Origin of the sequence: Campylobacter sp. W0066.2 (assembly GCF_024723515.1) — a bacterium.
GTDB lineage: Bacteria > Campylobacterota > Campylobacteria > Campylobacterales > Campylobacteraceae > Campylobacter_D.
Map to the genome: position 1 here is coordinate 93,033 of NZ_JANQCV010000005.1, position 25,956 is coordinate 118,988.

General features: G+C 30.7%; 22 protein-coding genes. All 22 read right to left on the reverse strand.

Annotated features, from left to right (window positions below):
• Window positions 1-23 precede the first annotated feature (23 nt).
• Window positions 24-1,421: an NADH-quinone oxidoreductase subunit N gene (locus tag CAMP18498_RS03360; RefSeq protein WP_337197524.1), complete on the reverse strand. Its 1,398-nt coding sequence runs from the start codon at window positions 1,419-1,421 to the stop codon at window positions 24-26.
• Window positions 1,421-2,890: a complex I subunit 4 family protein gene (locus CAMP18498_RS03365; RefSeq protein WP_337197526.1), complete on the reverse strand. Its 1,470-nt coding sequence runs from the start codon at window positions 2,888-2,890 to the stop codon at window positions 1,421-1,423. The genes CAMP18498_RS03360 and CAMP18498_RS03365 overlap by 1 nt, the downstream gene beginning before the upstream one ends.
• A 1-nt stretch (window position 2,891) precedes the next feature.
• On the reverse strand, window positions 2,892-4,694 hold the full coding sequence (gene nuoL / locus CAMP18498_RS03370) for an NADH-quinone oxidoreductase subunit L (protein WP_337197528.1): 1,803 nt from the start codon (window positions 4,692-4,694) through the stop codon (window positions 2,892-2,894).
• Window positions 4,682-4,993 carry an NADH-quinone oxidoreductase subunit NuoK gene (gene nuoK / locus CAMP18498_RS03375; protein WP_337197570.1) on the reverse strand — a complete coding sequence of 104 codons (312 nt, stop codon included), beginning with the start codon at window positions 4,991-4,993 and terminating at the stop codon, window positions 4,682-4,684. The genes nuoL and nuoK overlap by 13 nt, the downstream gene beginning before the upstream one ends.
• Window positions 4,993-5,499, reverse strand: a complete 507-nt coding sequence (locus CAMP18498_RS03380; RefSeq protein WP_337197530.1) for an NADH-quinone oxidoreductase subunit J — start codon at window positions 5,497-5,499, stop codon at window positions 4,993-4,995. The genes nuoK and CAMP18498_RS03380 overlap by 1 nt, the downstream gene beginning before the upstream one ends.
• Window positions 5,492-6,124 carry an NADH-quinone oxidoreductase subunit NuoI gene (nuoI, locus tag CAMP18498_RS03385; RefSeq protein WP_337197532.1) on the reverse strand — a complete coding sequence of 211 codons (633 nt, stop codon included), beginning with the start codon at window positions 6,122-6,124 and terminating at the stop codon, window positions 5,492-5,494. Before nuoI ends, CAMP18498_RS03380 begins: the two co-directional genes overlap by 8 nt.
• A gap of 8 nt (window positions 6,125-6,132) precedes the next feature.
• Window positions 6,133-7,131 (reverse strand): NADH-quinone oxidoreductase subunit NuoH, encoded by a 999-nt coding sequence (nuoH, locus tag CAMP18498_RS03390; protein WP_039619340.1) that lies wholly within the window; start codon window positions 7,129-7,131, stop codon window positions 6,133-6,135.
• Window positions 7,128-9,575: an NADH-quinone oxidoreductase subunit G gene (locus tag CAMP18498_RS03395; RefSeq protein WP_337197535.1), complete on the reverse strand. Its 2,448-nt coding sequence runs from the start codon at window positions 9,573-9,575 to the stop codon at window positions 7,128-7,130. Before CAMP18498_RS03395 ends, nuoH begins: the two co-directional genes overlap by 4 nt.
• The gene (locus CAMP18498_RS03400) at window positions 9,572-10,288 is read right to left on the reverse strand and encodes a hypothetical protein (protein WP_337197537.1); all 717 of its coding nucleotides are present in this window, start codon (window positions 10,286-10,288) and stop codon (window positions 9,572-9,574) included. Before CAMP18498_RS03400 ends, CAMP18498_RS03395 begins: the two co-directional genes overlap by 4 nt.
• Complete coding sequence (locus CAMP18498_RS03405) at window positions 10,285-10,512, reverse strand: NADH-ubiquinone oxidoreductase subunit E family protein (RefSeq protein WP_337197539.1); 228 nt, start codon at window positions 10,510-10,512, stop codon at window positions 10,285-10,287. The genes CAMP18498_RS03400 and CAMP18498_RS03405 overlap by 4 nt, the downstream gene beginning before the upstream one ends.
• Window positions 10,509-11,735: an NADH dehydrogenase (quinone) subunit D gene (nuoD, locus tag CAMP18498_RS03410; protein WP_115646261.1), complete on the reverse strand. Its 1,227-nt coding sequence runs from the start codon at window positions 11,733-11,735 to the stop codon at window positions 10,509-10,511. The genes CAMP18498_RS03405 and nuoD overlap by 4 nt, the downstream gene beginning before the upstream one ends.
• Before the next feature lies 1 nt (window position 11,736).
• Complete coding sequence (locus tag CAMP18498_RS03415; protein ID WP_337197543.1) at window positions 11,737-12,528, reverse strand: NADH-quinone oxidoreductase subunit C; 792 nt, start codon at window positions 12,526-12,528, stop codon at window positions 11,737-11,739.
• Entirely contained in the window at window positions 12,528-13,025 is a 498-nt protein-coding gene (locus tag CAMP18498_RS03420) for a NuoB/complex I 20 kDa subunit family protein (RefSeq protein ID WP_039619352.1), read from the reverse strand. Before CAMP18498_RS03420 ends, CAMP18498_RS03415 begins: the two co-directional genes overlap by 1 nt.
• Window positions 13,004-13,423, reverse strand: coding sequence for an NAD(P)H-quinone oxidoreductase subunit 3 (locus CAMP18498_RS03425; protein ID WP_337197545.1), 420 nt, complete (start codon window positions 13,421-13,423; stop codon window positions 13,004-13,006). The genes CAMP18498_RS03420 and CAMP18498_RS03425 overlap by 22 nt, the downstream gene beginning before the upstream one ends.
• A gap of 116 nt (window positions 13,424-13,539) precedes the next feature.
• Entirely contained in the window at window positions 13,540-14,211 is a 672-nt protein-coding gene (locus CAMP18498_RS03430) for an ATP-binding cassette domain-containing protein (RefSeq protein WP_337197547.1), read from the reverse strand.
• A complete protein-coding gene (locus tag CAMP18498_RS03435; protein ID WP_337197549.1) occupies window positions 14,195-14,968 on the reverse strand; it encodes an ATP-binding cassette domain-containing protein in 774 nt (257 codons plus the stop codon). The genes CAMP18498_RS03430 and CAMP18498_RS03435 overlap by 17 nt, the downstream gene beginning before the upstream one ends.
• Window positions 14,965-15,741, reverse strand: coding sequence for an ABC transporter permease (locus tag CAMP18498_RS03440; RefSeq protein WP_263724261.1), 777 nt, complete (start codon window positions 15,739-15,741; stop codon window positions 14,965-14,967). Before CAMP18498_RS03440 ends, CAMP18498_RS03435 begins: the two co-directional genes overlap by 4 nt.
• Window positions 15,734-16,672, reverse strand: a complete 939-nt coding sequence (locus CAMP18498_RS03445) for an ABC transporter permease (protein ID WP_337197572.1) — start codon at window positions 16,670-16,672, stop codon at window positions 15,734-15,736. Before CAMP18498_RS03445 ends, CAMP18498_RS03440 begins: the two co-directional genes overlap by 8 nt.
• An 11-nt stretch (window positions 16,673-16,683) precedes the next feature.
• Entirely contained in the window at window positions 16,684-18,219 is a 1,536-nt protein-coding gene (locus CAMP18498_RS03450) for an ABC transporter substrate-binding protein (RefSeq protein ID WP_337197554.1), read from the reverse strand.
• 42 nt (window positions 18,220-18,261) lie between these two features.
• The gene (locus CAMP18498_RS03455) at window positions 18,262-20,205 is read right to left on the reverse strand and encodes a BCCT family transporter (RefSeq protein WP_337197556.1); all 1,944 of its coding nucleotides are present in this window, start codon (window positions 20,203-20,205) and stop codon (window positions 18,262-18,264) included.
• 102 nt (window positions 20,206-20,307) lie between these two features.
• Complete coding sequence (locus CAMP18498_RS03460; RefSeq protein ID WP_337197558.1) at window positions 20,308-22,044, reverse strand: pentapeptide repeat-containing protein; 1,737 nt, start codon at window positions 22,042-22,044, stop codon at window positions 20,308-20,310.
• Window positions 22,041-25,799 carry a type IIG restriction enzyme/methyltransferase gene (locus CAMP18498_RS03465; protein ID WP_337197560.1) on the reverse strand — a complete coding sequence of 1,253 codons (3,759 nt, stop codon included), beginning with the start codon at window positions 25,797-25,799 and terminating at the stop codon, window positions 22,041-22,043. Before CAMP18498_RS03465 ends, CAMP18498_RS03460 begins: the two co-directional genes overlap by 4 nt.
• Between the last annotated feature and the right edge of the window lie 157 nt (window positions 25,800-25,956).

The following is a 25,956-nucleotide window of genomic DNA, read 5'->3' on the forward strand; positions in this document are numbered from 1 at the left end:
AGCGTGATTATAGCAATATTATTTTACAAAAGCAAAAACACGCAAGAAACACTTCCAATCAAACACAAGCATAAAATAATCTTTTGTTTTACATCTAAGTTTGCACTTTCTATGATTTGAGCCTTTTTGAAAAAAACATAAATTAAAATTTTTAAATAAGCATAAAGCATAATCATAGAACTTAAAGCTATAGCAAATACAAGTACATAATAGCCTGAGTTTAAAATAGAAGCTAAAATTAAAATTTTACCCCAAAAAATCCCAAAAGGTGGAATACCTGCTATACATAAAATAAATATAGCTAGCGTTATAGACAATACTGGTCTTTGATCAAACAAGCCTGAAAAACTCTCAAATGAACTTTTTTGAAATAAACTCAATATCAAAAAAATTCCATAATTTGCAAAAGCAAAAGAAATCCAATACACAAATAAAGCAAAAATTGAAAGCAAATAAGAAGTCTCATCTCCTTGAGAACTCACACTCATACTAGAAACAATAACTGCTAATATAAAAGAAGAATGAGTAATAGAACTATATGCTAGCATTTTTTTCACATCTTTTTGGATTAAAGCTACTGTACCTACAACAAGCATAGAAAAAATCGCCAGCAATGCTACTATGTATTCAAATTTTACCCCACCACCCAAAGCAGAAAAAATTCTTAAAACTACTATTATCATAGCTATTTTTGGTACTATAGATATAAATGCAATAAAATTTGTATGCACCCCACAATACACATCTTTTAACCAAAAATGAAAAGGTGCAATAGAAAGTTTTACTCCAACAATAACTAAAAACATTACTCCAGCACAAAGCAAGATAGGATCTGAAATATATTCAGAATGCAATAAATTATCTAAATCCAAAGACTTAATTTTTAAATACACAAAAGCACAAGCAAAGACAAAAAACCCAGCGCCTACCGCAGCCAAAGTAAAATACTTTATACTAGAACTAATAGCATTATGAGTTCCTCTTAGTGCTATTAATGCATAAAGAGCTAAAGAAGAACCTTCTAATGCTAGGAAAATTACAATTAAATTAGTACTTGATATCATTAATATCAAAGAAGCGATCATAAATAAAAACAAAGAAAAAAACTCTGCCTTTTGTTCATCTTTATCCATTAATAAATAAAGCATTGAAAAAACTAAAATAACTATTTGAGCAAAAATTGCATAATTATCACTTACAAATAAACCAAAAAAAGCATGAGAATTATCTAAAACAAAGCCATTATAAAGCAATAAAAAACATAAGGTACTAAGCAAGGCTATAACACTTGCTCCTATATAAAAATTTCTAGAAAGTTTTTTAAATGCACCCAATAAAAGCAAAACAATAGCCCAAAAAAGCAATGACGACACAGGAAATAATAATACAAAATTCAATTTTTCTAAACTAAAGCCACTCATTAAAAACCTCTTATATCATCTATGATTTTTTGATTTTCTATTGCAATATTTCTTGTTTGCATAACTTCAAGAATGCTATTTACATTCAAAGCAATTTGATCGAGCATAGCACTTGGAGCTATCCCTAAATAAATTACCAAAGCACTTAAAATACTCAACACAAAAATTTCGCCTTTTTTTAATATTAATTTATCCATTTTTTCTTCACTAGTGGCAAAAAACATATTTCTATAAATATTTAGCATATAAATAGCCCCTAAAATAATCACACCACCTGCAAACAATGCATACCATAAATTCACGCTTGCTATGCCTTGTAAAATTAAAAACTCACCTACAAAAGAAATAGTCAAAGGTAATGAAATAGATGAAAATAATAACACTGCAAAGAAAAAACTAAACAATGGAGTTGTTTTAGCTAAATTTTTATAAAAGTCTAAATCAAAAGTATGATATCTTTTATAAAGCATATAAGCAGCCAAAAACAAACCACCTGTTACTATACCATGTGCAAACATGTAAAATACAGAACCACTTACCCCATTATAAGTAAAAGTCACAATACCCAAAATCACCACACCTAAATGCGAAATTGAGCTATAAGCGATTAGTTCTTTTAAATCCTTGGTTTTAAAAGCAATTAAAGCTGCATATAAAATTCCAACTATACATAAAATAACAAGTAAAGAATAATAATGATTTAAAGTATCAGGTGTTAAAGGCAAAATAAATCTTAAAAATCCAAAAGGAGCCATTTTAAAACTAACAAGCATTACAGATACTAAAGTCGGACTTTTTGCATAAACTTTTGGTGCCCAAGTATGGAAAGGAAACAAAGGGCTTTTAATTGCAAAAGCGATAAAAAATCCTATAAAGATTAAATTTTGCACACTTTCAGGTATGAAAAATTCACTCTTATACCAAGCAAGTAAATCAAAACTCCAATACCCAAAACTTTGATAATACAAAAATCCTACACAAATAATCGCTAAAAGCATGAGCATAGAACCGCAAAATGCATAAATGAAAAATTTAATCCCTGCCTTATAATTATCTGAATATCTGCCTATTAAATAAATAAGCGGTATAAGAGAAAACTCCCAAAATACATAAAATAATAAAGCATCTAATGAAGCAAAAAGTCCTATAATACAAAATTGCAATAAAAATATACTTACTACAACACTTTTATCTTGAATATCCAAACATATAAAAGATAAAAAAATCATAATAGAACAAAGCAACATTAAATAAAGCGCTATAACATCTACGCCAATATGAAAATTAACTATTAAAGAATTTAAACTAAACTCATAAGCTATACCACCATGATAATTAAACAACAAAAAAACATTAAAAACTAAAATCAAAAAGCTAACTAAAATAGCAAAAGACTTACTATCTTCTTTTTGCAAAAACAAAGCTATAAAAGCTGCAAAAAATGGAAATAACATTAATAAACTAAGCATTCTACACCGCCAACGCTAAACAAAATAAACATACAAAAGCCAACACTGTAATTCTTAAAACCAAAGAATAATCCTTACCTATGCTAAGAGTTCTAGCAAAAGTTTTAAGGAAAAATGCAACACTATCTACCAAAGTATCTAAAATTTCTTTATCAGCTTTTCTTAAAAATTCACAAAATAAAGCATATTTACTAATAATAAATTGATGATAAAACCTTGGTATATAGTATTCATTAAACAAAAGCTTATAAATGCTTGTTTTAGAAAGTGAAGGTTTAAACCAATTTTTCCAATAAGCTATAATAGCTAAAAGCACTCCAAGCACCGCAGCAGCACTTGCAAGCACCATAACTAAAGAATTTTGTCCATCAATAAAAGCTAAGTTTTGACTTACAAACTCCATAAAACTATGCTCAAAAAATCCTGCAATAATAGCAAGTAAAGCCAAAGGACTCATCGCAAGCAAAGCTATCTTACTAGCTTCATGAGGATGTTCTTCATGTCTTTTTGGAGTAAAAAATACAAGCATTAAAAGTCTAAAACTATAAAAAGCTGTCATAAAAGCTGCTATTAAAAGCACCAAGAAAATTCCATGATGATGACTTATAAAAGAAAATCCTAAAATTAAATCTTTAGAGAAAAATCCTGCAAAAGGATAAATTCCTGCCAAAGCCAAAGAACCTATAAGCATTAAAATAGCACTAAAACGCATACTTTTATAAAGCCCACCCATCTTGCTAATATCAAGCTTATCGTTCATTGCATGCATTACATTTCCTGCACCTAAGAATAATAAAGACTTAAAAAATGCATGGGTTGCTAGATGAAATAAAGCTATAGCATAAGCTCCAAGACCTGCTGCTACAAACATATATCCAAGTTGAGAAAGCGTTGAATAAGCAATAATTCTTTTTAAATCTTTAGCTACCATAGCCATTGAAGCAGCAAAAAGTGCCACAAAAGCTCCAAGTATAGCGATAAAATATCCTACTTCAGGAACTTGCAAATAAAGCTCTCCTGCGCGAATTACTAAATAAACACCCGCAGTAACCATAGTCGCAGCATGGATTAGTGCTGAAACCGGTGTAGGTCCTGCCATAGCATCAGCAAGCCAAGTATGAAAAGGAAATTGTGCTGATTTACCCATAGCACCCACAAAAAGTAAAAGCGCTATCAAAATCAAAATCATATCATTTTCATGCCCTAAAGATAAAAGGGTAAAAAACTCATCATATTTTAAAGAATTAAATTCTATATAAATTAAGAAAATTCCTAAAAGCAAAGCCAAATCTGCAATTCTATTCATAATAAATGCCTCATTAGCAGCAAAGGTATATTTTTCATTATGATACCAAAAACCTATCAAAAGCCATGAGCAAAGTCCAACACCTTCCCAACCTATGAAAAGTCCTAAGAAATTATCACTCATAATCAAAAACATCATAGAAAAAACAAAAAGCCCTAAATAGCTAAAATAGCGATTAAACCCTTCATCATGCTCCATATAAAATATACTATATAAATGCACAAAAGTAGCAACTATACTTACTACATTCATCATAATCAAAGTAATAGAGTCTATTTTAAAACCAAAACCAACATCTACTAAAGATATCCAAGTGCCAAGTTCAAAATTAAAATGTACTCCATTATTTAATAAAATAATTGAAGCAAATGCTGAAAAAGCTATAAATAAAGAAGCTAAATAACCTAAAATAATTTTCTTGGCACTAAAAGCAAAAATACCTAAAATAACAGCTGAAGCCAAAGGAGAAAAAAGTGCAATTAAAGCTAAATTTTGCATTTTATCTCTCCTTTTTCAGCTAAAGAGCTAAGCTCTAGTGTTCCTGTTTTTCTATACCATAAAACACAAAGCGCTATCCCAACAGCTACTTCACAAGCTGCAACTCCCATTACAAATAAAGCAAAAATTTGACCTTCTATGTCTTCATGAGAAGCTCCTGCTGTAACTAAAGCCAAATTAGCAGCATTTAATAAAATTTCACTTGAAATAAAAAGCATAATTAAATTTTGGCGTTTTATGATACCTATTAGACCAATGATAAACATCAAAATAGCCACAATGTAGTATTTTTCTAACATCATTGTTCGTCCTTTTTTATATTTTTTTGAGTAAGTGCTATAGCACAAATTAAAGCTATTAAAAGTAAAATTGCCATAAATTCAAAAGCAAGCATATATTTTGTAAATAGAGCAAAACCTATTTGCTGAGTTGAATCAAGACTATAAACCTCACTAGTTTCATTTAAACCAAAATTATAACCCATAATAATACTAATTAACAAAATAGCACTAAAAATCACAGCAAAAATAAATACTCTTTTACCTTTTAGACTTTCCTTTACTTTTATCGAAGCATCAAAAAACATCATAGCAAAACTATAAAGACCCAAAATAGCCCCACTATAAACGATAATTTGAATTGCTCCAATAAATTCAGCATTAAGTAGAAAATAAAATCCGCTTAAAAAAACCATAGCCGCAGCCAAAGAACTAATAGCATAAAGTACACTAGTGCTTAAAACACTAATTAAAAAAAATCCTAATACCAAAACACTTAACAAACAAAAAGCTATCGTTTCAAACATTTTCTTCCTTTGGAGCATCTTGCTGTCTTTGCAAATCTATCTCATAATAATTTGGAGTTTTCTTTACTAAATCATCAGCATCTTTTCTTAAACTACCACTTCCTTCAAATACTACTTGATTTTTAAGCTCATCAATAGGAGATAAAAAATCTTCCTTTTGACCAAAATAAGATCTTTGTTCTGCTGCATTTTCACACTCTTTACCATGTACAATGGCAAGTTCAGGACAAACATCAGCACAAAAGCCACAATAAATACAACGCCCTAAATTAATACTATAATTTTCAACCTTTTTGCGTCCATCTTCACTTAAACTCGTTTCCATTCTTATGCAATTGCTAATACAAATTTTTTCGCACAAGCCACAACCAATACAACATTCATTTTCACTTTCAATAAAACGCATCAAACGATGTACCGCACGGTAGCGATTATCTAAAGCAACTTTTTCCATAGGATATTTAATCGTTGCACTATTATTCTTTTTAAACATTTCTCTTAATACGACAAATAAACCTACAAAAAGTTCTGTATTTAAAGAACGCTTGATTACTTGTATGAATTTTTCATAAGCATTTTGAGGATTTTTACGCTCAAAATCTACTTTAAAATAACCTTTTTTCATTGTTTTTCCTATATCACAAGCACTAAAGCACTAATTAATAAATTTAAAACTGCTAAAGGAATTAAAATCAAATAACACATTCTCATTACTTGATCAGGACGCAGTTGCGGAAAAGCTCCTCTAGCCCAAAAATACCAAAAGAACACAAAAGACACTTTCAAAAGCATCATAATAGCCCCTGGTATAATCCAAAAATCATTAAATCCACCCAAAAATAAAAGCGATATCATAATCGCTCCGGTAATCATGGCTGTATATTCTCCGATAAAAAACATACCCCATCTAAGCCCGCTATATTCAGTGCCATAACCTGAAACAAGTTCAGTTTCGTTTTCACTTAAACAAAGTGGAGTTCTATTAGTTTCTATAAAAATAGCTATTACAAATAAAATAAAAGCCAAAGGTTGTTTAAAAATAAGCCAAGAAAGTATGCCTTCGCTTTGATAGTTATTAATATCTACCAAAGACAAAGAACCAACAAGCATTACAACACACACCAAAGAAAGTCCTGCAACACTCTCATAAGAGATAATAGAAACAAGCCCTCTTGCCCCACCTAACAGCGACCATTTATTGTTACTTGCTAAACCGCCCAAAAAAATCGCATAAAAGCTAACTCCACCCATACCTATGACAAATAGTAAGGCCACATTAATATCAGCGATAATAGGACGAATCACTCTACCAAATAAAGTAAATTCAGGAAAAATAGGAATAGCTGCAATTGCTACAAAAGCACAAATTGCTGCAATCAATGGAGCGATTAAAAACACCACTTTTTGAGCATAAGTTGGCACTATATCTTCTTTAGTAAAAAGCTTAATCATATCAGCAACCACTTGAAGTAAACCAAAAGGACCTACCATATCAGGTCCCAAACGACGATGAAATAAAGCCAAAGCCTTTCTTTCAAGATAAGTTGCCAAGCCTGCTAAAGTAGCAAAAATAGCTATAACAAGCACGCATTTGATAATTGTTTCTATAATAAAAAAAGTAATATCACTCATATTTTAGCTCCTGCTTTTTCAAGCCAAACTTTTGCATATCGAGTATTATTAAATAAAAATTTATAATCAATCTTACTATCATAATCCCCTAAATACGCGCCATTTTCTAAAGATTCATCACATTTTACACTTATAGCAATTTGAGTTTTTTCATTTTTTAAAATAACACTATCATCTTGATTTAAATCAAATTTTTGCATTAAATCAACTGATAAAAATAAAGCTCCAACCTCATTAAAAGCTCTATTGCTAAGCTTTGAAAACTGATGAATACGATTTGCATGATATAAGGTTAAATTTCCTTCATTTTGCTCTTTGACTTCTTGGGTGTTTAATGTTTTTTCAAACTCAAAATGAGAAAAATCAAGCTCATAGCCTCTATGATTTACCCCACCATTATCATAATGATTTTCTAACTCATCAAAATCAATTGCCCTAAAGCCTTTATTTTGTGGTAAAAATTTAGTATAGTTAATCGTAAATTCTTCATCAAAACCTAAAGCATTTGCTAAATCATTTAAAAAATAACCTTTAAATTCTAAAGCTGCATTTGTAGGAACTAATCTTTTGTCATAATTTACAAAACTACCTTCTTGTTGATTTAAACTAGAACTTGCAAGATCTCCTTCATAAGAAAAACTAAAATCACCTTTTTCATTATAACCTAGTGTTTTTCCCGCTTGAAAATCTTGACTTAAATCACAAATCAAACTCACACCTAAAGTATTAGTGCAAGTTGGATTTAAAAAGACTTTAAAATCGGTATATTTTTGTACCAAAGCACAAAGTTTTGCTAGCTTTGCACTTTGCTCATCATAGTAAAAATCACTTCCTATAATAAGTGTAAATTTTTGCTTTTTAGCTAATAAAGTTTCTAAAATATCCTCATCTATACCAAGATTTTTTGCATAATTTGATCTTTGCACCTCTATGCTTTTTTTAATTTTTTTAGGCACAAGTTTTTTAACTTCTTCTATAATAGTTTCACCATTTTCATTTTGCTTTTCTATCTTTTCAATAACTTCTTCATTAATAGTTTCTTCTATTTCTTTAGCGCCTTGATAATACGCATTTTCTAATGTATTTTTAAAATCTTGTGGAAGCTCTTTGGCAAATTTTTGCAAGATAAATAATAAAATACTTTCATTATCTTTAATATCATGATTAATCTGCAAGAAATTTTTAGAATATTTATCCACACCTTTATCTTTTATAGGGTGAAAATATAGCCCCGCACCTTTATTCATCACCAAAGCATTATTAACTTTATATCCTAGTGTTGGCGCATCATAGCGTAAAAATGAACCTACGATGATTAAAAAATCACTTTGAGCAATATCGTCTGTATTTGCATTATACATTGCATTTGCATTTTGATAAAAACAAGCTAGGAAATCTTGGAATTTTTTAGCTTCATGATTTATAAGATTAAGATTAAATTTTTTACTTAAATTTTGCAAGATTAAAGCTTCTTCGTTGGTAATAAAACTATTAAATAAAATATTTTTTATTTCATTATTTTTTATCATATTTACTAATTTTTCAAAGGCTTTTTCATCTTTACCTTGAACTTCATTTTGGGTATTAAAACCATATCTTGCAGCTTTATTTAGCGTAGCAAAGGCAAAGTCATTACTCACTCTATAAATTTTTTCTTTTTGATTATTAATACTAGTTTGTTTAATATCATAATACATCAACTCACAATCACTTGAATGAGGATTACTAGCTGGAATTTTCTTTAGCTCCCAGGCATTAGATGTATATTGAAAAGCCGAACCCACCAAAGCTCCCGTTGGGCACACACTTGTACATTCTCCACAAAAAGAACACTCAAGCATATCACCGCTACTTGGCGCAATTAAACTCTTTTGAAATTTAGTCCAAATCGCTAGCGCGTCTTTACTCATACTCTCTTTAAAACTTGCATCGGGCGCGTTTGCTCCTCTTGGAGTAGTTTTTAAAGCACTTTCACCTATTTTATCTTTACAAACTGTGATACATCTTTCACACACTATACATAAAGCTGGATCATAATTAATCTCGCCCCATTTTTTATGCTCTTTATGGGTATCTTTAATCCAATAATTTTGCACATTTACTCTTGCTTTGTGTGTAAAGTTTTGAAGCTCACATTCGCCAGATTTATCACATACTCCACATTGTAAAGGGTGGTTGATACAATATGCTTGCATGATAGCATTACGCTCATCCCATAAATTTGGCAAATCACTCTCTACTACCATACCTTCTTTAACTTTAGTATTACAAGAATAAACCTTTTTACCATCAGCTTCTACCATACACATACGACAAGCAAGTGTTGGAGAACAACCATTTAAATAACAAATTGCAGGAATGAAAATATCATTTTTTCTTGCGACATTTAAGATATACTCACCCTCATTTGCCTCACATTCTATGCCATTAATGATAACTTTCATTTTATAACCTTAACTTGAGCTTTTGAAAAAGCAAAATCAGTGCTTTCATAATTAAACAAAGCCACTGTGCCTTTTAAATCATGATTGATTTTTACTATAGTTGTAAATTCTTGAGTGTTTATTTTTAAGTTAATTTTATCCTCATCCTTAACCTTAGCAATCAAAGCAAAAGATGAAGAACAATGCAAAATTTTATCCCCTAAAGGTGCTTGCATGATGATAGTTCCATCAAAATTATCAAGTTCTAAAAGTTCACTAAAAGAATTTTGTATTGACAAATTTTCTTCATTTTCATTAGAGCAAATCAATAAAAGTCCAAATTTATGACAAAGTTTTTCTAAAAAATACTTAATATTTTCAAAGTCTTTATGTTGGTATAAATTTTCATCAAAAATAATACATTTTGCTTCTTTTAAAAACTCCAAAATCTCTAAAGCTTCTTCTTCACCAAAGCAAGATTCAGCACTTAAATAACCCTCATCAAGCTCGTTAAATTCAGTCTCCAAACCCATCTTACAAAGTAATGCAAGCACAAAAGGCACACTTGCAATCTCACATTTATAAAAGTTTGCTTTTAAATTTTTATCTTCTAAACAGGAAATATTATAATTTTTACTTTTGTTAAGCTTAGCACAAAGCGAAGGATTTTTTAAAGAAAGTAAATCCACAAAACACAAAGCATTTAAACCTTCTTGATATTTTGCTAATTTCATTGTCCTACCTTTTTAAAAACTATAGTCCAATCTACTTGATTAAATTTTAAAGAATTTAAAAGTTCACAATTTTGCTCTTTTATGAAAGCAAAACTTTTTTCTACATTAGAAAAATCTCCTATTTCAAACAAAACCACTAAAACTTCACCCATATAAGCATTTTGAACGATTTGCTCTAAATCTTTAAACAAATCTTGACTTTTTCTTAAATCCACGCGTCTCATCGGTCTATCTCACCTAAAACTATATTAATACTTCCTAAAATCGCCACCGCATCAGCCAAATATGACCCTACAAGCATTTCTTCTAAAAATGCACAATGAAAAAAGCTTGGGGTTCTAGCTCTTAATCTATATGGTCTACCACTACCATCTGAGTGGATAAAAAATCCAAGTTCGCCTTTTGGACTTTCAGTTGGCACATACACCTCGCCTTTTGGTGGTTTTAAGCCTTGGGTTACTAGGACAAAATGTTGCATAAGTGAATAATTTTGTGTCATGATTTGCTCTTTTGAAGCACTTACATACTCAGGATGATTGCATAAAATCTCAGGCGGAGTATCTTGATAGAGCTTAGCACATTGAATTAAAATTTTCAAACTTTCTCTAAATTCTTGCATATAAACCTTATATCTTGCATAAGAATCACCCATTTTAGCCACAGGCACGCCAAAATCTACCTCATCATAAAGTAAATAAGGCTCTTCTTTTCTAACATCATAAGCAATCCCGCTTCCTCTTAGCATAACCCCGCTACAACCCCAACTTAGCGCTTGTTCTTTACTTACCACTCCTACATTTTCAGTTCTTGCACGCCAAATTCTATTATCATCAAGCAAGGCTTCATAATCTTTTATATCATTTGGAAATTTATTGCAAAATGCTAAAAGTTCATCTAAAAAACCTTCAGGTAAATCAAGCATTACCCCGCCTATTCTCATAGATGAATGTGTAAGTCTTGCCCCACAATATTTTTCTATTAGATCAAGCACATATTCACGCTCTCTAAAGCAGTATAAAAATACTGTCATCGCACCAATATCAAGAGCATGTGTAGCAAGCCATAACAAATGCGAAGCAATGCGGTTTAACTCAAGTAAAATCATCCTTATCACACTTGCTCTGCGTGGAATTTCTAAACCACAAAGTTTTTCCACAGCAGCTACATAGGCATAATTATTTGCACTAGCTGCGATATAATCCATTCTATCAGTAGTTGGGATAAACTCTTGATAAATCATATTTTCAGCCATTTTTTCCATACCACGATGCATATAGCCTATACAAGGAGCAGCCTTGGTGATTTCTTCTCCATCAAGTTCTAAAATAAGGCGTAAATTTCCATGAGCACTTGGATGCTGGGGACCAAGATTTACTATCATAGTACCATCTTCACGCTCAAAGCTTATATTTTCATAATAAGGTTTTAATTTAGTAGAAATTTGCATTTTATCTTCTCTTATCTAAAATTTTTACTTGCGTTCTTTTGGCTTTTTTCACAAAAGGCACGCCACCTTCTTCTTGATATTCTTGTAGGTATTTATCTTCTCTTGGAGCTTCGCCTTTACCAACCTCATGATAAATTCTACTAAAGTTTAGCGTGTCTTTTTCATCTACAAAACCTGGGTCTCTATTTTCCTCACCTACAACCTCGCGGTATTCTTTTCCAAAAATTTTATCTATCTCATACCATTTAGCAAATTCATCACCATGCAAAGGATAGCTTTTTAAAAAAGGATGTCCATACCAATCATCAGGCATTAAAAGTCTTTTTAAATTCGGATGATTGATAATGAAAATTCCAAACATATCATATATTTCTCTCTCACACCAATTAGCACCCTTAAAAACACTCATAACACTTTGAAGTCTTTCTTTTAAACCAACGAAATTCTTTACCCTCACTCTTAAATTTTTCTCCATATTTAAAAGCTGATAATATACTTCAAAACCCTGTTTTTGAGCGACAAAATCAATCGCACTTGCGTCAGTAAAACAATTATAACCTAAATTTTTAAGCTTACTAAGAATAGCAACATTATCATCTTTGTTTATCTCAATCACCCAAAAATCAAGCTCTATAAAAGATTTTTTTAACTCAAATTCTTGACTTAAAATTTGATAATCACTCTCAAAAACACTGCCTTCTATGCTTAGTTTTTTAGTTATAGGTGCATGGTAAAATCTATCTTCATAATAATTTTTTAGCTGAGCATTTTTCTTATCGCTATATTTTCTCATCATATAAGCCTTTTTGGAGCTATTTTTCTGCTTGCTTTTTCTTTACGAATTCTTTTTTGCAAAATCATCAAAGCAAATTGAAAAGTTTCAGGGCGTGGGGCACAACCTGGCACATAAATATCAACAGGAATAATCCTATCTACCCCTTGAACAGTAGAATAAGTATTAAACATACCACCAGTATTTGCACAAGAACCCATAGAAATAACCCATTTAGGATCAGGCATTTGATCATAAAGTCTTCTTGTAAATTCAGCATGTTTTTTGCTTAAAGTACCCGCTATAATCATTACCTCAGATTGTCTTGGACTTGCTCTAAAAATCGTTCCAAATCTATCAAAATCATATCTTGCACCACCTGCTGCCATCATTTCAATAGCACAACAAGCAAGCCCATAAGATAGCGCCCATAAGGAATTACTCCTACCCCATTGCACTAACTTATCAACTGTAGTTAAAACAACTGGCGCATTGCTCATTTTTTGATACTCTGCCATGCGAATGCTCCTTTTTTATAAGCGTATAAAAAGCCTATTGCAAGCAATAAAATAAAAACAAACACTTCCACTAAGGCAAATAAAGATAAGCCGTATTTTGAAAGCTCTGCGGTTAAATCTTTAAAAATCACCGCCCAAGGAAATAAAAACACCACTTCAATATCAAGCAAAATAAAAATCAAAGCAAAAACAAAAAATTGAGAATTGATTTTGTTTGCTTGCTTAGAAGCCATAGGCCCGCATTCATAAATTCCAAGTCCGAGTTTTTTTCTATTGCAAGAGGCGAGTTTGGAGCCTATTTTAGAAGAAACATACACCAAAGTAAAAAATATAACACTTGCAATAACAAGCATTGCAAAGATGCCAAAGTATTGATGCTCTATAGTTGCGTGCGTCATAATAAACCTTTTATTCAAGCATAATTAAAATTTATTTTACTTTAACTTAGCTATATAAAAACTTATTATCAAAAAAATAAATTTTATGATATTTCAAAATGAAACAATTTTTATCTTTATTGCAAAAACACTTTTTTATGGCATATATCTTGTAAGATTTTTTCTTGATGAGAAATAAATATATAAGTAATATCATGCGTTTTTTGAAAAGCGTGTAAGTAGTTTAAAATTTTATAAGCAGTCACTACATCAAGCGCCGCTGTGATTTCATCTAAAATAAGCAATTTTGGCTTTAAAAGCAAAGCTCTAATCAAACCTAGTCTTTGACTTTGACCACCACTTAGCTTAGAGGGTTTTAAATTTAAAATATCTTTTTCAAGCTCAAAAACATCAAAAAGTTTAAAAAGCTCTTCAAAATCGGGCTTAAGTTTAAAATTTTCATATACATCAAGCAAAAGTCTTTTAGTGTTTTTGTAAGGATTTAAAGCTAGCTTTTGATCTTGAAAAACATATTGAATTTTTTGGCGTAATTTTCTTTGAGTATTAAAATCTAAATTTAATATATTTTCATTTTCAAACAAAACTTCTCCAGTATTTGCTCGTTCAAGCATACAAAGAATTTTAGCTAGAGTGCTTTTGCCACTACCACTTTCCCCACAAAGCAATAAATTCTCATTTTGATTTAAAGCAAAACTCACATCTTTAAAAACAAAAATTTCTTCTTCTTTTAAATACCAGTGTTTTTTAATTTTATAAGATTTACTTAAATTTTTAACTTCTAAAAACATTTTCATTCTCAAAATAATTTAACAATTCTTTAGCAAAAACACCTTTTGGATTGCTTAAAAACTCTTTCATAGGCATTTGATAAAGCAAAGTTTTATCTTCTATGATAGCCACCTCATCGCAAAGCTCTTTGGCTAAATTTATATCATGCGTGATGAAAATAAGATTTTTAAATTGTGCTTTTAACTCTTTTAAAATAGCGATAATTTTTTCTTCATTAGCCCTATCAAGAGAACTTGTAATCTCATCACACAATAAATACTTAGCCTCGCTTAGTAAAGCTAGAGCTATTTGAATGCGTCTTGCCATACCACCACTTAGCTGATATATAAAAGAATGCCACAAAAGATCATGATTTTTAAGCCCTAGACACTCAAAATAATAAAAGGCTTTTTCTTTAATCTCTTTTGTGCTTAAATTAGTATGAGTTTTTAAAACTATATTAAAATAACTCCCTATATCAACAAGAGGATAAAAGCTCCCATAAACATCTTGAAAAAGTAAATTTACCTTAGCTCTTAAGGCATTTAGTTCTTTTTCTTTTAAATTTAAAATATCTTTTTGATCTATCTGAAATTTTTGTGCATTGAGTTTATAGTGTTTATCAAAAAGCTTAATCATACTTTTTAAAAGCAAGCTTTTTCCTGCTCCACTTTTACCCATGATAGCCAAAGCTTTGCCATCTTCTAAATTAAGATTTACATCCTTTAGTAAGATTTTATCTTTAAAGCTAAGGTTAAGATTTGAAATTTCTATCATGCTTTAATCTCTTCTTGCAAGTCATTACCCAAAGCAAGCAAAGGCAAAATAAGCATAAGTATAAAAGCTACTGGAAAAACTATCATCCACCAAAACCCTAAAAACACAGCCTTACTTGCTTCATTTAGCATATTTCCTAAACTTGGAGTCCAAAGCTCTACACCCAAGCCAAAAAAACTCAAAGTAGCTTCACTTGTAATAGCATGAGCAATATTTAAAACAAAAAGTACAAAAAGCAAATTCCAACAAGCAGGCAAAAGCTCACTAAATAAAGCTTTCATCTTGCTAGAGCCCAAAATGATAGCATTTTGATAAAACTCAAGTTTTTGAAATTTATTCAGCTGGGTATCAAGCACCTTTGCCACAAAAGCAAAATGTCCCAAAGCGATAATAAAAATCATACTCCACAAAGATCCTGCCAAAAAGCTTTGAAAAAACATAATCACAAGCAAAGAAGGTAGTGCCAAAAGCATATCAAGCACTCTAGCAAAAAAAGCATAAGCAAAAAATCTTGTTAAAAATACATAAACACAAGCAAAAAGTACGCTAAAAAATGCTGCCATTACTCCTACAAACAAAGAAACACGCAAAGCATATAAAATACGCGTAAAAACATCTCTACCAAGTAAATCTGTACCAAAAATATGACTTAAATTTGGGGCTATTTTAGCCTTGCTTAAATCCACTAAATTAGGATCATAAGAACTTATTAAAGGCGCAAAAAGTGCTAAAACAAAACTTAGCAAAATCATCATCACGCAAAACTTACGCATTAGCAAACCTTGGATTAATCATCTTGCAAATTATTTCTACGATTAAATTTACAAGCACCACCACTAAAATGCTAAAAATTACCACAGCTAGCACCACAGGATAGTCTTTAAACAATATGCTTTTAATCACCAAATTTCCCATACCCTCATAAGAAAACACACTTTCTACTATATAAGTTCCCATTAAAAAACTCACAAAAGAAGCACCAAAATACGCAAGTATAGAACCAAAAGCATCTTTTAACACAAAGTGCAAATAAATTCTTGTTTTACTAAGCCCTCTTGCAAAAGCACTTTCTATAAAACTTTGATTTAAACTATCAATCAAACTTGTCCTTATAAAACGCACAAAAACAGCTAAATGCGAAAGTACTAAAGCACATACTGGTAAAAACAAATGCCATAAACGATTAAACACATCATCTTCAAAGCCAATATTTGCAATAGCCGAACTTGGAAAAAGTTTAAAAAATACAGCAAAAACCAAAATAAGCATTAGTGATAAAGAAAAAGCAGGCAATGCAAAAAAACTCATCGTTAAAAAAGTGATAAATTTATCCAAAAAACTATCTTTATAAAGAACACAAAAAAGTGCCAAAACCAAAGATAACACAAAAAGTATAAAAAAAGCCGAACTCCCTAGTATGATGGTATAGGGAAGTTTTTCTTTTAAAATTTCACTAACCTTTTCTCCGCTAATTAAAGAGTAGGAAAAGTCACCTTTCATGGCATTAAAAAGCCAATTTTCATACTGCTCTAATAAAGGTTTATCTAAATTTAAATTACGCTCGATTTGCTCTTTTATTTTAAGGCTAGTTCCTTGAGGCACACTAGCAAAGACCACGCTTCCTTTAGCATGATAAATCATCACAAAGCATAAAAAACTTGCAAAAATCATCAAAAAAAACGCCCATAAAAGGCGTTTAAAAATGAGTTTTAACACTAATTTTTGCTCCACTCATAAGCATTCCAAGTAAAACCTACCCCATGATGACCTAAAATGTGAGGTTTTATACCTTGGATATTTTTAGCAAAAACTAAAGGATAATCAATATAAGCTATAAATAAAAACGCAGGATCATCTTGTAATGCATCGATAAATTCTTTATAGTGTTTTTTTCTTTCATTTACATCAAGTGAATTTCTAGCCTTTGTTAAAGCCTCATCAACTTTAGCATTTTGATAATGACCAAAATTCCATCCACTAGAGTTTAAAACACTATCTTGAGAGCTTTCAAAAACTCTAAAGGTGTGAAAATCAGGATCATAAGGGCTACCCCAACCCACTAAAAAGCTGTCAATCTTAGTATAATCAAAACTTCCACTTGGTTTAGCTACCACTTTTGCTTTTATGCCGAGCTTTAAAAACTCACTTTGCAAGATATTTACCAAAGCCACTCTTAGCGGATCTTCACTCATAGCATACATTTCAAAGCTAAATTCTTTGCCATTTTTTTCTAAAATGCCATTTTTATTTTTCACAAAGCCTGCTTTTGCTAAAAGCCCATTTGCTTTTTTTACATCATAAGCATAACTTGCAAATTCTTTAGGATTTGCCCATGATTTTTCTAAAGGATGATTTGCCACCTTTCCAAAAGAATGCAAAAGTGAATTTATAATAGCTTGTTTATCAATAGCATAATTTAGTGCTAAACGCACATTTTGATCTTTTAAAAACTCATGATTAAGATTAAACATCAAAGCACGGTAATCAGCCGAAGGTTCTATAAGCATTTTAAAGTTTTTATCATTTTCAAAATTTGAAGCTAGAGCAAAATCAACCAAAGCCACATCAATAGATCCATTTTTAAGCTCGATTGCACTAATGCTTGGATCTTTAATGTGTTTTAGTATGAGTTTTGGTGTTTTTACCTTAGCTAAATGATAATTTTCATTTGCTTCTAAGATCATGTATTGACCTTGTTTCCATTGCTTTAGCTTATATGGTCCTGTTCCTATAGGCATTTGATTAAATTTAGTGGTATTTAAATTTTCTTTTTCAAGCAAATGTTTTGGTAAAATTCCTACACTCAAAGCGTCTAAAAATGCAGGAAAAGGCTTTGAAAGTGTGATAGACAGGTGATAATCATCGATGATTTTTACTTCCTTAACTGCGTCAAAATTTACCTTTGAAGGCGAGTTTAATTTCTCGTCCTTTAAAGCATTTATACTAAATTCCACATCTTTAGCGCTAAATTTAGTCCCATCATGCCACAATACATCATCTCTTAAAGCAAATTCATAAACAAGCCCATCCTTGCTAACTTTCCAAGAACTAGCAAGATCAGGCGCTAGATTCATATTCTCATCAAAGCGTGTAAGCCCTGAAAACACAAGAGCAATTGCCACATCATGATCTTCACTAAAAAGCGGATTTACACGCTCTGGTTCATTTTCCACTGCGATGATGATAGTATCTTTTGGCGTAGTAGCAAAAAGATTTAAAGCACAAAAAAGCATGATAAAAAATCTCAACATAAAAGACCTTTCTTATAAAATAAAGTGAAATTATAACGCTTTTTAATCATAAGCTTTGGTAAAAATTTCATTTTTATCATCAAATAAAAGTTGCAAATACCTCTCATACTGCTTCAGTATATCTACGATGATTTCTTGTTCGTTTAAATACTCTATATTATAACCATTACGCGAATCAGCAAAGAAAGTTTGTGGCTCAAAAATAAATTCTTTAGAATAAGTTGGCATAAATTTATCATCGATTATGCTTTGGCTTGCTTGTTTTTTTACCACTTGTACTCCATAGATAAAATCTTTTGCAAATTCTTTTTTTATAATCAAACTTATACTTGATTTTTCTTGAACAATTTGTGTTTTTAAGCCGTAATTTTTTAGACTTTGACTGAGTGATTCCATAGCATTTTTAACTTTGGTATTTAAGAAATTTTGTATGTCTTGTTCTTTGCTTTGTTTTAAAATTCTAGCTAGTCTTTCTTGCCAAAATTCCCCTGAAAAATACACACTGCTTTGACTAAGTTTAGTTAAAGAGTAATTTACATCTACGATTAAACCTTTAAGCAGTGAAAAACACATCAAACAAAGCAAAAAGGCAAAAGGCAAAGCCACTATCATAGTGATACTTAAAATCGCTCCCAAACCACCTGAATACAGCAAAGAAGTAGCCAAAAGCGCAAGCACAAAACCCCAAAGGATATTTTGCCATTTGTATGGCTCATGAGCGCCACCACTACTTAAAGAATTTAACACAAATATCCCACTATCTGCTGAAGTGATAAAAAACAAAGCTAAAACCAAAAACGCAAGCAAAGAACTAAAATAAGAAAAAGAAAAATTTTGTAAAAAATAAAAAAGTAAGCTTTCGGGTGCTGAAGTAAAAGGGCTTAAAATATCATTGAAATTTAAAGCACTATTACCAAAAATGCTAAACCAAAGTATATTAAAACTAGTAGGCACTACAAGCACGCCAAAGATAAATTCCCTTATCGTTCTACCACGAGAAATTTTAGCGATGAAAAAGCCCACAAAAGGCGCCCAACTAAGCCACCAAGCCCAATAATAAATAGTCCAGTTATTAAACCACTCTATATACTCTTTTTCATAATAATAAGTCTTAAAGCTCAAAGAAATTAAATTTTGCAAATAATTGCCAATATTAGAGCTAAATTGTGAAAGAATTTGAATGGTGTTGGTTGAAAAAAGCACAAAGAGCATTAAACACACTGCAAAAACCAAATTTGCCTCGCTTAAAATTTTTAAGCCCTTTGTCAAACCACTAATCGATGAAAGCGTAGCTAAAGAAATGATGATGACTATAATCACGCTTTGTTCTAAAAAGCTTTGTTCGTTTAAAATGCCTAAATTTAAAAAGCCAGCATTAAGCTGAGAAGCACTATAACCAAGCGTAGTGCTAATACCAAAAACCGTGACAATTAAAGCTAGCATATCGACTAAATTTCCCCAAAAACCATAAATTTTTTCTTTAAGCAAAGGGTAAAAAGCACTACGCAAGCTAAGAGGCATTTTATACCTAAAACCAAAATACGCCATAGCCAAAGCACACACCCCATAAATAGCCCATGGGTGAATTCCCCAGTGAAAGATAGTATGTAGCATAGCTTCTTCATCGCTTGTTTGCAAGGCTTTTTTATGTATAAGAGGTTCAGCCACACCAAAATACATAAGCCCCACGCCCATACCCGTAGCAAAAAGCATAGCAAGCCATGAAGTGAATTTAAAATGAGGTTTTTCATCATCATCGCCGAGCTTGATATCGCCAAATTTTGAAAGAGCAAGTGCTAGCATAAAACACACAAAAAAACTTACACTTAGTATATAAAACCATGAAAAATTTGCAAAAATTCCGCTTTTGATATGATTGATAAAATCATTTGTAAGCTTAGGTAAGAAAATACAACTAAGACTTAAGATGATTATGATACTAATGCTTGGGATAAAAACTGATTTTTTAAAACTTGTCTTTAGCATGGTACTCCTTTTTTGGATAATTTTCATTATACCATAAGCTAAAAACGAGCAAAATTTGAAAAGCAAAAAAACAAAAAAAGGCTTTTTAATAAGCCTTTTAATTTAGCTTGGCACTATGGAGTTTTTTCTAATTGTCTTTACAAAAGAATACACAACAAAGCCAAAAACAATTGTATAAATTCCACCAAGCACACTAAGTGGATCTAACATAACTCTTTTATCTGTAAAAATCCCCATAGCAGGAATAAGAATTTTCGGTGAAGTTACCATAATAAAGAAAGTTATCACATAAGATATAGTTATAAAAAATTCTCTTATATATTTTGCACACAAGACAAAACCAACTAAAATCAAATAGACAAAAAGTATTATAAAATTTACAAACATTATAAACGAGTAATTATTTTCTATGAAAGGTTTTATATGCAAATTATAAAAGTCTAATGAAAAATACAAATGCTCTAAAATAAGCTTATAATCAAGATAACGATTAAAACCTATAATTATCGCTAAATTTAGCACACCAAAAATTCCTATCACTAAAATAAGCGAATTTAAACTCTGCAAAATATCAGTATGATGATCACAAAGTTTGCGATAAAAGAAAAGTTGCCATTTGTCTATCCATTCTTTAGAAAATTTCTTGGGCTTTTTCTCTTCTAGTTCTATCTCTTTACAATAAAGCTCGTATTTATGAAACTTTGAAGCTTCTAAAAGATTGTTATCTTTTATCAATGCATTTTTAAAAACTCTAAAAGAATCTCTAAAATCATTTGCAAATTTATCTAAAGATTTTTGATATTGTTCATTTTTATCTTTATTAAAATTTTCTTCTTCTTTTTTTATTTGTATCTTTAAACCATTAAATGTAAAGTTTAAATTTGCATTTACAGCATTTAAATTTTCTTTGAAAATCACTTGAGAAAAATTCGGGCCTTTATCAAAAGTTACTCCATAAAAACAAGTCGTTTTTTCAAATCTACATTCATGAAAGTCGACATAATCTTTAAAATGGGAATTATTGAAATAGATACTGTTAAAAAAATTAGAATTATGAAAAACAACTCTTTTTTTAAAAATACAATTTTTAAATAAAGTATCCTGTTCATTGTTATAATATTTATTTTCAGGCAAAGATGTTCCAGATATAAAGCGTTTAAAATTTATTTCATCTTCAAAAATACAATTAGAAAAATCCATGCCATTAAGAAAACAAACCGTATTGTCATTATCAATTATATGTAAAGAAACTTTAGATTTAAACTCACAATTAGAAAAATACACTCTCTCATAGCAACTAAAATTTATATAAACTTCTTTTTTAAAAATACTTTTATAATCTTTTCCCTCATAGCCGTAATCATTTTCTAAATCTTCAAGTTCGTTTTTAGGGATTGATTTAACATCTCCTACCATTCCATAAGAAAAAAAACAAGGAGCTATAAAAGCTTTGATTTCATTCAGATCTTTCAAGTTATCTGATGTATTTTGCTCCATCTGTCTTGTAATTTTTGATTTTTCTATAAAAGTATTTAATATTAATCCAAAATTAAAATGATAGATAATATTATTTTCATCTTCTATTTTTTCTATAATTTTTACACCATTAAAATTGTTTTTATTATTTTCTTCTAAAATATTATAAATAATATATGGATTTAATGGTTTAGCCAATTTTCCAACATCCAGTTTATTGCCTGAGGATACTATTTGCCTCTTATTGATTTGCATAAATCTAACTAAATCTAGAGAAATAGTTAATTTCTCATTATCCAAACCTTTTATAAAGATACCACTATTTGGTATTTCTAAATCAATATTATATATATCCCTTATCATCGTTTTCCTTCAATGATTTTTATTTCTTCTTCGTTTAGGTTGTAAAGTTTATAAACGATAGAGTTTATTTTATCTTCTTGGGTTTTGGTGTTTGCTTTTTTGTCTTGAACTTTAACTTTTAAAATCTCATCGACTAAACTTATAAGCTCGTTTGCTAGTTTTTCATTTTTAGAATTTATTTTTGGTATAGGAAATTTTTCTACATATTGATTTGATAATAGAAAACCTTTATCTGAATACAAATGTCCGATATTTTTAAAATAATAAAATATCAAACTAGAATTTAAAAATCCCAAAAGATATTTAAGTTCATTTTTAGAATTTCCTACCATAAAAGCCATAGAATCCAATAAAACACACTCGTTTTCTAAAATAAAACTCGGTTCTTGGGTTACTCTTTGCCAGCCTATCTTTTCTTTTTCAAATTCTTCCAAATAAGCACAATTTCTAAGGTTATAAGGTGTTTTTCCTTTGTCAGTTCTTTTTTCTAAAGTTTTATAATACGGCTTTAAATGCTGTTTTAAGCTAGGGTATTCATCTATGTTTATCGCTTCTACCTTTTCTCCGCTTTTGCTTTTATAGCCATTGTGAGTGTTGATCACCCAAAGTCCCGCCCACTCATAACTATATCTTTTTATATCTCTACCGCGTAGCATTTTGCGTATGAGTTTAGTAGTGCGTTCTTTTTCGGCTTCATCTTTGCATTTAGCTAGAATTTCATCTCTTTTTTCAGTAGTGATGATAAAGGCTTCATTAAGCCCTGTTAAAATTCCACGATATATATTAAGCCCATACCAGTCTTTAAGCGGGGTGCCGTGCTTTTCTATCTTTGCTTTTAGTGCGTTTGTGCTTTCATCATTGAAAGTAAAGCTTTCTTTGCTTAAAGAATTTTGTGCGATTTTGTTAAAATTTAAAATGCTTTCTATGTTAAAGTCGTTTTCTTTTAAAAGCTCGGTGTTTGGAGCTAGGTACTTAAAGCTATTATCTTTAGTTTTTGCTTTTTCAAAGCTTAGTATGGAAGTATCTACCGTAGCACTATCAAAGACTTTTATGCCATTTAGATCGATGTATTCTAAAAGCGTAGTATTTTTGAGTAAAAACTCTCTTAAAGCTTCTCCATAACCTGCTCTTGTGTATTTGTTTGAAGTGATGAAAGATAAAACACCATTTTGCTTTAGCACATTAAACCCAAGCTCATAAAAGTAGGTATAAATGTCGCTTGTGCCTTTATACACTTTATAGTTTTTAGCTAAATTTGGCTTTAGTTCTTTGATATCTTCTTGTCTGATGTAAGGTGGGTTACCGATGATGAGATCAAACCCTTGAAAATTCCCGCCCTCATCAAGCACTTCGCTAAATTCAAAACGCCATTCAAAAGGATTTGCACTTTCTAAGTCAAATATACTCTCATAAAGCTTTTTAAGCTTTTTAAATTCTTTCTTAGCAGCACTTTCATCAAAGTCAAATTCAAACATATTTTTAGAGAAAAATGCTCTAAAATTCTCATCTTTTTCATCTTGTGCTAAAAAATCGCCGTATTTTTTAGAGTATTCATTAGCACCGTTGGTAAGTTGCTTGATCTCTTTGGCAAATTTGTCTTTTAAGCAGAAATTTTTAAAAGATTCTTTGAGGTTTTTGATCTCTTTTGCGATGAGAGATTTATCGGTGTAAAAGCCTTCTTTGTAGTCTTTGACTATGCGTTTGTATTTATCCATGCGTTCTTTGATGTTTGGGTAGTGAGAAAGGCTTTTGTGAATTTCAAAATAACTTATAAGCGAATTCCCGCATTTTATGTTGATATCGATGTTTGGTAGGGTTTTAAGATCATGATAGTTTGTATCATCAAAGCTTTCATAAAAGCTGTGTTTTAAAAGCTCTATCCAAAGTCTTAGTTTAGTGATCTCACATGAGTTTGGATTGATATCTACTCCAAAAAGATTGTTTTCTATGATGTCTTTTTTACGCTCGAAAAGTTCTTTTTGACAAAGGTGGGTTTTGTCTTTGTCAAAATCAGGGCGTTTATACTCTAAAAACTGACCTTTGTGATTTTGCACTAAAATTTCATCATTTTGCACGCTTAGGTAAAAGTCCTCTTCAAACAAGCCAAGCTCATAATGCACCATAAGCATGGCGTTTAAAGCTGAAACTAAAAAATGCCCACTTCCCACCGCAGGATCGCAAATGCGTATGGAATTTAGCAAGGCTAGTTTTTGCTCTTGAGAGATTTTTTCTTGACGCAACTGGGTTCTTAGCTCGCTTAGCTTGGTGGCATTTAGCTTAAAAGTATGGTTAAACTTATCAAACACGACTTTTTCTATGCTTGCTTTACACATATATGAAGTAATAAAGCTTGGGGTATAAAAACTACCTTCTTTGTAGCCATTTAGCTTTTCAAAGACATTTCCCAAAACGCTTGAGTTGATGAGTTCTTTTTGCTTTATGAGTTCTTCGCTTTGCTCATCTGCTCCAAAATCAAAGCTGTCTAAAAACTCAAACAAATACTCAAGCAAACCTACTTTGCCTTTTTTGCTTTTGCCTTTGTCATCTTTTAACTGCGTGTGTGGGTGATACTCTAGCAAAGCATCATTTTCCAAAGTAGCGATTTCTAGTGTGGTTTTTTCGATGGCTTGTTTTTCAAAAAGCGATGAATTTAAATAAGGCAAATAGCTAAATTTACTCTGCGCTCTTGTGTGCTTTTCTTTAGCTAAGATATCAAAGAAAAGGTGTGAAAGGGTGGTGAAATTTGGAATTTTTTCATAGTTTAGAAATTTAAGGGTTTTATCATTGTTAAATCTAACTAAATTAGACTCGATAAGCTTTAAAAATAAAATACGATTTAACCAAAGTATGATGAATTTTAACACCTCTTCAAAGTCATGCTTTGGAAGCTTGCTCGCTATGAGATGATAAAGTGTACCTTGAGCTTGTTTACTTTGCTCACTTTGTGTGATGATGAATTTAGAAAGCTGTTTGCTCTCGCTTAAACCTAAGATGTATAAAAGCTCTTTATAGAATGCGTTGTTTAGTGAGTTTGCGTCATTTGGGCTAAATTCATTTAGCAAAAAGTCTCTATGAAAGGTTTTAAAAATGCTTGCTAGATTTTTGAAATTTGACTTTTGCTTGTCTTTTAAAAAGGCCAAATCGATGAAAAAGCCTTTTAAACTTTCTTTGGAATTTTCTATGAGTTTGCTTGCTTCTTTGTAAAATTCATCGGTGTTGCCTTTAAAAAGTGAGTTTGGACTTTGAAATTCTTCAAAAAGCTTTTTAAAGCTTGTATTTTTATAAAAAAGCTCTTCAAATTCACTAGCTTTGAAAATGTAGAATTTATAAAAGTCTGTAATGATGATAAATTTCAAACTAAAGCTATGTTCTCTATTTCTAAAATAATACAAAATGGCTTCATGCAAGGCTTTGGAATTTGGCTTTATGTGGGTGATGAATTCTTTTGAGTTGGGCTTTTTAGCTTCGATGAGAACTTCTAAATCCTTGCTAAGCTCATCTTTAGCGATGGCTAAATCGATCTCACTCTTGCCTTTTTGTTTGGTTTTGATGTGGGTTTTAAAATTTAGCGTGGTTAAAAATGGACTAAGTGCATTGGCAACTAGGTAGTCTTCGTTTTCGCTTTGTGAGCTTTCAAGCCTTTCTATATACCGCGTTAAAGCCTTGCTAAAAGTGTCAAATTCATTTTGCATGATTTGCTTTTTACGGTAGTAGGGGTTGAAAAAATCTTTTTCATTTAGCAAAGTAAAGTGCATTTTTAACCTTTATAAAAAATATTTTGTATTTTACTAAAATTTACTTTAAAGGTTTAAGAAAGAACTAGTTTAATTATCATAATTTATACTATTTTAAAACTACAATCATACATATCCTAACTTAACCAGTCCCAACATATCTATACCATTAAGAATT

What these genes read in the sequence shown, in the direction of transcription:
- CAMP18498_RS03360 (WP_337197524.1), bottom strand. Translation starts at nt 1,421, where the DNA reads ATGAGTGGCTTTAGTTTAGAAAAATTGAATTTTGTATTATTATTTCCT.
- CAMP18498_RS03365 (WP_337197526.1), bottom strand. Translation starts at nt 2,890, where the DNA reads ATGCTTAGTTTATTAATGTTATTTCCATTTTTTGCAGCTTTTATAGCT.
- nuoL (WP_337197528.1), bottom strand. Translation starts at nt 4,694, where the DNA reads ATGCAAAATTTAGCTTTAATTGCACTTTTTTCTCCTTTGGCTTCAGCT.
- nuoK (WP_337197570.1), bottom strand. Translation starts at nt 4,993, where the DNA reads ATGTTAGAAAAATACTACATTGTGGCTATTTTGATGTTTATCATTGGT.
- CAMP18498_RS03380 (WP_337197530.1), bottom strand. Translation starts at nt 5,499, where the DNA reads ATGTTTGAAACGATAGCTTTTTGTTTGTTAAGTGTTTTGGTATTAGGA.
- nuoI (WP_337197532.1), bottom strand. Translation starts at nt 6,124, where the DNA reads ATGAAAAAAGGTTATTTTAAAGTAGATTTTGAGCGTAAAAATCCTCAA.
- nuoH (WP_039619340.1), bottom strand. Translation starts at nt 7,131, where the DNA reads ATGAGTGATATTACTTTTTTTATTATAGAAACAATTATCAAATGCGTG.
- CAMP18498_RS03395 (WP_337197535.1), bottom strand. Translation starts at nt 9,575, where the DNA reads ATGAAAGTTATCATTAATGGCATAGAATGTGAGGCAAATGAGGGTGAG.
- CAMP18498_RS03400 (WP_337197537.1), bottom strand. Translation starts at nt 10,288, where the DNA reads ATGAAATTAGCAAAATATCAAGAAGGTTTAAATGCTTTGTGTTTTGTG.
- CAMP18498_RS03405 (WP_337197539.1), bottom strand. Translation starts at nt 10,512, where the DNA reads ATGAGACGCGTGGATTTAAGAAAAAGTCAAGATTTGTTTAAAGATTTA.
- nuoD (WP_115646261.1), bottom strand. Translation starts at nt 11,735, where the DNA reads ATGCAAATTTCTACTAAATTAAAACCTTATTATGAAAATATAAGCTTT.
- CAMP18498_RS03415 (WP_337197543.1), bottom strand. Translation starts at nt 12,528, where the DNA reads ATGAGAAAATATAGCGATAAGAAAAATGCTCAGCTAAAAAATTATTAT.
- CAMP18498_RS03420 (WP_039619352.1), bottom strand. Translation starts at nt 13,025, where the DNA reads ATGGCAGAGTATCAAAAAATGAGCAATGCGCCAGTTGTTTTAACTACA.
- CAMP18498_RS03425 (WP_337197545.1), bottom strand. Translation starts at nt 13,423, where the DNA reads ATGACGCACGCAACTATAGAGCATCAATACTTTGGCATCTTTGCAATG.
- CAMP18498_RS03430 (WP_337197547.1), bottom strand. Translation starts at nt 14,211, where the DNA reads ATGTTTTTAGAAGTTAAAAATTTAAGTAAATCTTATAAAATTAAAAAA.
- CAMP18498_RS03435 (WP_337197549.1), bottom strand. Translation starts at nt 14,968, where the DNA reads ATGATAGAAATTTCAAATCTTAACCTTAGCTTTAAAGATAAAATCTTA.
- CAMP18498_RS03440 (WP_263724261.1), bottom strand. Translation starts at nt 15,741, where the DNA reads ATGCGTAAGTTTTGCGTGATGATGATTTTGCTAAGTTTTGTTTTAGCA.
- CAMP18498_RS03450 (WP_337197554.1), bottom strand. Translation starts at nt 18,219, where the DNA reads ATGTTGAGATTTTTTATCATGCTTTTTTGTGCTTTAAATCTTTTTGCT.
- CAMP18498_RS03455 (WP_337197556.1), bottom strand. Translation starts at nt 20,205, where the DNA reads ATGCTAAAGACAAGTTTTAAAAAATCAGTTTTTATCCCAAGCATTAGT.
- CAMP18498_RS03460 (WP_337197558.1), bottom strand. Translation starts at nt 22,044, where the DNA reads ATGATAAGGGATATATATAATATTGATTTAGAAATACCAAATAGTGGT.
- CAMP18498_RS03465 (WP_337197560.1), bottom strand. Translation starts at nt 25,799, where the DNA reads ATGCACTTTACTTTGCTAAATGAAAAAGATTTTTTCAACCCCTACTAC.